This window comes from Geomobilimonas luticola, from assembly GCF_018476905.1.
Lineage (GTDB): Bacteria > Desulfobacterota > Desulfuromonadia > Geobacterales > Geobacteraceae > Geomobilimonas > Geomobilimonas luticola.
In genome coordinates this window covers 184,856-191,394 of record NZ_JAHCVK010000005.1, presented here as the reverse complement: position 1 = coordinate 191,394, position 6,539 = coordinate 184,856, and the positions used below count along the sequence as shown (strand labels likewise).

Genomic DNA, 6,539 nt, shown 5'->3' with positions numbered 1-6,539 from the left:
GGCGTCTCGCTTCCCCGCCCGGCGAAAGACGTGTTTATATCAAACCACCCTCGCCACGTCAAGATGTTTTTGGTTAATTCGGATTAAATATTACCCGGGCAAAACGTCGCTTGCCAACCTGGATGACATACTCGCCAGCGCACTTGATTTCCAGGTTTTCGTCGGCAACCTTCTCGCCATTCACCTTGACCCCGCCCTGCTGGATGGCACGGCGCCCCTCGCTGTTGGAGGGAACAAGGCTTGCCTGGGCCAAAAGCTTGCAGAGGAGTATTTTTTCACCCTCGGCGGCAATGGTTACTTCTGGCATATCGTCGGGGGTCTGGTTGTCCCTAAAGCGCTTGACGAAATTTTCTTCCGCCTGCACAGCAGCGGCAGCACCATGGTAACGGGTGACCATCTCCCGGCCAAGCCGCTTCTTCGCCTCCATCGGATGGAGTGTCCCGTCCTTGATCGACCTCTTCAATTCCTCCAGCCCAGCAAGCGAGAGGTCACTCAACAGTTCATAGTAGCGAAGCATCAGTGTGTCGGAAACAGACATGACCTTGCCGAATATCTCATCGGCCGGCTCATTGATGCCGATGTAATTGCCGAGCGACTTGGACATCTTGTTGACGCCGTCGAGACCCTCCAGCAGCGGCATGGTGATTACCGTCTGGGGTGTTTGCCCCCATTCGCGCTGCAGTTCACGCCCGACGAGGAGATTGAATTTCTGATCCGTCCCTCCAAGTTCCACATCGGCCTGGAGTGCCACGGAGTCATACCCCTGGATGAGGGGATAGAGGAATTCGTGGATACTTATAGGGAGTTGATTTGCAAACCGGTTGCTGAAATCCTCCCGCTCCAGCATGCGGGCAACGGTGTACTTGGCAGCAAGACCTATCATGTCGGTGGCGGAAAGCTTCCCAAGCCACTCCGAATTGAAGACCACCCTGGTTTTGGCGGGATCGAGTATCTTGAACACCTGTTCCTTGTAGGTTTCGGCATTTCGGAGAACATCCTCGCGGGTCAGCGGCTTGCGAGTTTCCGATTTGCCCGTCGGATCGCCGATCATTCCCGTGAAGTCCCCGATCAGAAAGCAGACTTCATGGCCTAATTGCTGAAATTGCCGCAGCTTGTGGATCAACACCGTGTGCCCCAGGTGCAGGTCGGGAGCAGTCGGGTCGAAGCCGGCCTTTATTCTCAGTGGGGTCCCGGTCTTGGCGGATTTTTCCAGTTTCTCCTGGAGTTCCTTCTCCAGCAGGATTTCGACCGCTCCACGCTTGATGATCTCCATCTGCTCGGCTACCGTCATGACAATTCCCCTCACACAGAAAAATACTGGATCCGCTTCACGTGCACTCCAGATTGACCCGCTCAACACCAAGGGCCCGGCCCGTATCTTCGTCCACCGTAACCACTACGCCGTTCAGGCGCAGATTGTTTTTGGCGATCTCGAACTTTACCGGCACCTGGGTGAGAAATTTTTCGATCGGCTCGTCCTTCCGAACCCCGATTACCGAATCGAAGGCACCCGTCATACCGGCATCGGTCAGGTAGGCGGTGCCTCCCGGTAAAATCCGCTCATCGGCCGTCTGGACGTGGGTATGGGTGCCGACCACCGCACTGACCCTCCCATCCAGGTACCAGCCAAGGGAAGCCTTCTCTGACGTTGCCTCGGCGTGGAAATCGACGAAGATGATCGAAGTTTCTTCCCTGAGCCGTGCAACTTCCCGGTCCGCCGTACGAAACGGGCAGTCCAGGTTGTTCATGAAGACTCTCCCTTCCAGGTTGAGCACTCCCACCTTCGCCCCGCCGGGTGTTTTCACCACTGCGCTCCCCCGACCGGCAGTTCCCGGCGGGTAGTTGGCGGGGCGGATCAGGCGCTCCTCTCGCGCGATGAATTCCAGGGCATCCTTTTTGTCCCAGATGTGGTTGCCGGACGTCAGAAAATGGATGCCACTCTTGAACAGGTCCTTGGCAGTCTCCTCGGTAATACCGAAACCGCCGGCAGCATTTTCACCATTGGCAATGACCAGGTCGAGCCGGTACCGGTCCACCAGGCGGTGAAGTTCCCGGGACACCGCCTGGCGGCCAGGTTTCCCGATAACGTCACCGATGAACAGGATGTTAACGGGCATAGTCGACGGCCCTGGTCTCCCGAATCACGTTGACCTTGATCTGGCCGGGGTAGGTCATTTCTGCCTCCACCTTCTTGGCGATGTCCTTGGCAAGGAGTACGGCCTGATCGTCGGTCACCTGCTCGCTAGAAACCATGACACGGATTTCACGCCCGGCCTGGATGGCAAAGGAGTTGCTGACTCCGGCAAACGAGGTGGCAATCCGCTCAAGGTCCTCAAGACGCTTGACATAGGTCTCCATCATCTCGCGCCGGGCTCCGGGACGGGCTCCGGAGAGAGCATCAGCAGCCTGGACCAGGACGGCAAGCACCGTCGATGGTTTTTCGTCTTCGTGGTGCGCCATGATGGCGTGGACAATTTTAGGCGATTCGCCGTACTTTCTTGCCAGTTCCGCCCCTATGACAGCATGGGACCCTTCCACCTCGTGGTCCACCGCCTTTCCCAAGTCATGAAGGAGACCCGCACGCTTCGCCTGCTTGACGTTGATCCCCAGTTCCGCCGCCATGATGCCGCAGAGGAATGCAACCTCCAGGGAATGCAGATAGACGTTCTGGCTGTAGGAGGTCCGGTACCTGAGGCGACCGATCAGTTTGAGGATTTCGGGATGGATGCCATGTACGCCCAGATCGAAGGCAGCCTGCTCCCCCGCCTCCTTGATCGCCAGCTCAACTTCTTCCTCGGCCTTGGCGACAACCTCTTCGATACGTCCCGGATGGATGCGTCCATCGGCAATGAGTTTTTCCAGGGACAGCTTGGCAACTTCACGGCGAATCGGATTGAATCCTGACAGTATGACCGCCTCCGGGGTGTCGTCAATGATCAGATCGATACCGGTCGCGGCTTCCAGGGCGCGGATATTTCGCCCTTCACGGCCTATGATCCGCCCTTTCATCTCGTCAGAGGGGAGCGCCACGACCGATACGGTCCGTTCAGCCACATACTCGCCTGCATAACGCTGAATGGCCAGGGCCATGATTTCCTTCGACTTCTTGTCGGCAGTCTCACGGGCTTCTTCTTCAATGAGTTTGATCCGCTTGGCCGCATCCAGCTTGGCTTCGCTTTCCATTGCTTCCATGAGGACCTTCTTCGCCTCGGCAGAGGACATCCCGGAAATAGTTTCAAGCTTCCGGAGTTGCTCATCTATCAACTGTCCGATTTTCTCTTCCTTCTGGGACAGCGACTGCTCACGGTTGAGCAGGGTCTGTTCACGCTTGACAAAGTCGGCATCCCTCTGGTCATAAAGGGCCATTTTCTTGTCGAGGTTTTCTTCTTTCTGCTGCAGGCGTTTTTCCAATGCCTGCAGGTCACGGCGCTTGTCTTTCGTGTCCCGTTCGAATTCGGCCTTGGCCTGGTACACAACATCCTTGGCCTGAAGAGAAGCCTCCTTGAGAACCGTTTCAGCCTCACGCCGAGCGTCGTCTATGATTTTGGTTGCCTGCTCCTCAGCTCTGGAGACCGATGAGTCCGACATTTTCTTGCGCAGCAGGTTGCCGACGAAAAAACCGGCTGCCGCTGCAACCAGAACAGCTAGTATGACAATTTCAATGCCCATTTGTAATGTACCTCCCCTTCTTTATGATCAATCCTGAGGGCGGATGGCCCTCCGGTCAGTAATCACCAGATCCATCTTCACATCGTGTGGCTCGCCCTGAAGGGCTTCCACCACCTGAAAGTCGAAACATAATCCCACAAGATGCCCTTCCCCTTCCAGTTGATGCAGAGCCTTGTCGTAATATCCTTTGCCATAACCGATACGGTGCCCGGTCAGGTCATAGGCTACACCAGGAACGACGATTACATCCGCTTCCTCGACTGCCATTACGGGACAACCGGCCGCCGGTTCAAGAATTCCGTAAGAGCCTGCATGCAAGTCACCGCTGCCGGTTACCAGCCTGAACTCCAGTGAAGAGCCGACAACAACGGGATAGAACACCCGTTTGTCGTTATCCAGAGAGGTCGAGAGCACCAGCGATGTGTCCACCTCGTTGTGCACCGGCGCATAGAGCGCCAGTGCCTTCGCCCGCCCGTACTCGGCGGTGGACAGAAAGGTTCTCTGTGCGCGAAGACTTGCGGCCAGGTATTCGGCAGCATCGAGACACCTGCGACGGGCAAGCATCTGCTGCCGGAGACTCCTCTTCGGCATGGGCCCTCACACGCTGTACAACAGGGTAAACAAACACGCAAACGAACAGTTGTGGGCCGTGGCCCGGTGGAATGGTCCTCAGGGGGGGGTCGGTTCGGGTGGGGAAATCTCGACGGGCTTGTTAGGTAGAGCCGCTCAGCTCAGGCTGCGGATACAGGAAAAGCAAAGCGACATTCTTGAACACCTTCGACTACCATTGAACATGCTCTTACAGACTACCTATCAGCAAAACGGGTATGCTATCGACTGAAACACAACCTACCGCGTTAAGACTGGTAAAACGTTCCTACCCCGAACTTTTGTATATATGAAGTCTCCCTGAAGAGACCTGAACCTTCAGCTGAGGTCCTGTTCGATTCTGCCAAGGAGACGGCGGACCGTCGCCTCTCCTTGCGACGTAAGGCTGTCCCGCTCCCGCATAGCGGCAAGGTAGGCCTCAGCTATATTCATGAGAGCGAGAATCGCCATTACCTGTGTGTCTCCGCCCGGTACTGCCGCTGAAACCTCAGCCAGCTTGGCATTGACAAACGACTCAACTTCGTTGACTGCTTCGGGAGCGGCAGAACTTCTCACCTGCAGCTCCCTTCCCATGATACAGATACGATGGGATGCGATCAACGGTGCTATACCTCTTCCAGCTTCCGGAGGATCGCATCGACCCGCTGCTTGAGCATTTCCCGCTCTTCCACCATCCGGCGATTTTCCTCCCGGAGCCGCAGGTTCTCCTGCTTCAGACTGGCATAGCCATCAAGCAGACTGACCACCCGCTGCTCAAGTTCTCCGATAAGTTGCGCATCCATATTTGACTCTTTTCGCGTGCGATAATAGGGGACAACCCCTCAAAAGTCAAGGCAATTATTGGAAAAGAGCCGCCACAAACTGTTGCGGCTCAAAGTCGCGGAGGTCATCAACGCCTTCTCCCACACCGATGTATCTGACCGGCAACTGGAACTCATTGCTGACAGCCACCACGATCCCCCCCTTGGCCGAACCGTCAAGTTTGGTAAGGGCGACTCCCGAAACCTCGGCAGCCTCCTTGAACAGCTTCGCCTGGGAGATCGCATTCTGACCGGTGGCTGCATCGAGGACCAGCAGCGTCTCGTGGGGAGCCCCAGGAATTTCGCGCCCAACCACCCGCCGGATCTTTTTCATCTCCTCCATGAGGTTTATTTTCGTATGGAGTCGTCCTGCTGTATCGATGATCAGCAGATCAGCCTTCCGGGCCAGGGCAGCCTTGCAGGCATCAAAGACGACCGCCGAGGGGTCCGCCCCTTCCTGGTGGCGGATCACATCAACACCGGCCCGTTCCCCCCATATTTCCAGCTGTTCGGCAGCGGCGGCCCGAAACGTGTCGGCAGCTGCCAGCAGTACCCTTTTTCCGGACAGGGCATAGCGGTTGGCCAGTTTACCGATGGTAGTGGTTTTGCCGACCCCGTTCACCCCGATGACCACGATGACAAAAGGGGTCGCGCTGGCAATGTCAAGCGGCGCAGCATGTTTTTCCAGACGAGCCAGGATCTCCTCCCGGAGAGCCCGCTTGAGGGCTTCTCCGTCCTGCAGTTCGTTCCGCTTCAGGCGCTGCTCAAGGGTCCGGATCAATTCGACCGACGTGGCGACCCCGATATCCGCGGTAATAAGTATCTCTTCAAGCTCTTCCAGGGTATCGGCGTCGATCTGCTTTTTTCCAAGAAGCAGTGTATCGATGCGTCCGACAAGGTTTTCCTGGGTCCTTGAAAGCCCCTTCTTGAGGCGCTCGAAAAAGCCGGGGCGCGTCGCTTCGGACCCGGTAACAGGCGGTGCCACAGTTTCCTGTGGCTGACCGCCCCCACCGGCAAGCTTCCCCATCAGACCACTGAAAAATCCTTTTTTTTCGTCTGCCATCCTAGCATATCTCCTTGGTCAGCCGTTTCAGCGCACGACGGAAGTGGTAGAGCGCCTGGCCGAGAAGGGCACTCCGGTTCAGCGTCATCACCAGCGAATAATCCGGTCCGATAACGCCAACAATCACGTGCTGGGTTGCGGTGGTAATGATCGCCTCTTCCAGATCTCCGGTCGATAACCCTGCATGCAGTTCCTTGAAATGATTGAGAAGAATCCCCTTGTGGGCACCCAGCACCTTCAGCTCGAAATCGTCATAATGACAGTACTGCTCCACGGCTTCCCCCTCCCAGTCCGCCAGTATTGCTCCACTGGCACCGGGAACGGTTTCGACCAGTTCTCTGAGGATTGTCTTGAACGGCACCTTCAGCTCCTTGAAGGCGGTGATGGTGACCGGTGAA

At 56.6% G+C, this 6,539-nt stretch carries 8 protein-coding genes; all 8 read right to left on the bottom strand.

Features of this window, described 5'->3' with window-relative positions:
* Positions 1–73 precede the first annotated feature (73 nt).
* The 8 genes from tyrS to KI810_RS12400 all read right to left on the bottom strand — a co-directional run bounded on the left by tyrS (position 74) and on the right by KI810_RS12400 (position 6,502).
* Positions 74–1,291, bottom strand: coding sequence for a tyrosine--tRNA ligase (tyrS, locus tag KI810_RS12435; protein WP_214175873.1), 1,218 nt, complete (start codon positions 1,289–1,291; stop codon positions 74–76).
* Positions 1,292–1,328: 37 nt separating this feature from the next.
* Positions 1,329–2,117, bottom strand: coding sequence for a TIGR00282 family metallophosphoesterase (locus KI810_RS12430; protein WP_214175872.1), 789 nt, complete (start codon positions 2,115–2,117; stop codon positions 1,329–1,331).
* A complete protein-coding gene (gene rny, locus KI810_RS12425) occupies positions 2,107–3,669 on the bottom strand; it encodes a ribonuclease Y (protein WP_214175871.1) in 1,563 nt (520 codons plus the stop codon). Before rny ends, KI810_RS12430 begins: the two co-directional genes overlap by 11 nt.
* A gap of 27 nt (positions 3,670–3,696) precedes the next feature.
* Positions 3,697–4,260, bottom strand: coding sequence for a 5-formyltetrahydrofolate cyclo-ligase (locus KI810_RS12420; RefSeq protein ID WP_214175870.1), 564 nt, complete (start codon positions 4,258–4,260; stop codon positions 3,697–3,699).
* Between the two features lie 336 nt (positions 4,261–4,596).
* On the bottom strand, positions 4,597–4,851 hold the full coding sequence (locus KI810_RS12415; RefSeq protein WP_246525608.1) for a cell division protein ZapA: 255 nt from the start codon (positions 4,849–4,851) through the stop codon (positions 4,597–4,599).
* Positions 4,852–4,883: 32 nt separating this feature from the next.
* Positions 4,884–5,060, bottom strand: coding sequence for a cell division protein ZapB (zapB, locus tag KI810_RS12410; protein ID WP_214175868.1), 177 nt, complete (start codon positions 5,058–5,060; stop codon positions 4,884–4,886).
* A gap of 55 nt (positions 5,061–5,115) precedes the next feature.
* The gene (gene ftsY / locus KI810_RS12405) at positions 5,116–6,141 is read right to left on the bottom strand and encodes a signal recognition particle-docking protein FtsY (RefSeq protein ID WP_214175867.1); all 1,026 of its coding nucleotides are present in this window, start codon (positions 6,139–6,141) and stop codon (positions 5,116–5,118) included.
* Position 6,142: 1 nt separating this feature from the next.
* Positions 6,143–6,502, bottom strand: coding sequence for a roadblock/LC7 domain-containing protein (locus KI810_RS12400; protein WP_214175866.1), 360 nt, complete (start codon positions 6,500–6,502; stop codon positions 6,143–6,145).
* Positions 6,503–6,539 lie beyond the last annotated feature (37 nt).

What these genes read in the sequence shown, in the direction of transcription:
- rny (WP_214175871.1), bottom strand. Translation starts at nt 3,669, where the DNA reads ATGGGCATTGAAATTGTCATACTAGCTGTTCTGGTTGCAGCGGCAGCC.
- ftsY (WP_214175867.1), bottom strand. Translation starts at nt 6,141, where the DNA reads ATGGCAGACGAAAAAAAAGGATTTTTCAGTGGTCTGATGGGGAAGCTT.
- KI810_RS12420 (WP_214175870.1), bottom strand. Translation starts at nt 4,260, where the DNA reads ATGCCGAAGAGGAGTCTCCGGCAGCAGATGCTTGCCCGTCGCAGGTGT.
- zapB (WP_214175868.1), bottom strand. Translation starts at nt 5,060, where the DNA reads ATGGATGCGCAACTTATCGGAGAACTTGAGCAGCGGGTGGTCAGTCTG.
- KI810_RS12415 (WP_246525608.1), bottom strand. Translation starts at nt 4,851, where the DNA reads ATGGGAAGGGAGCTGCAGGTGAGAAGTTCTGCCGCTCCCGAAGCAGTC.
- tyrS (WP_214175873.1), bottom strand. Translation starts at nt 1,291, where the DNA reads ATGACGGTAGCCGAGCAGATGGAGATCATCAAGCGTGGAGCGGTCGAA.
- KI810_RS12430 (WP_214175872.1), bottom strand. Translation starts at nt 2,117, where the DNA reads ATGCCCGTTAACATCCTGTTCATCGGTGACGTTATCGGGAAACCTGGC.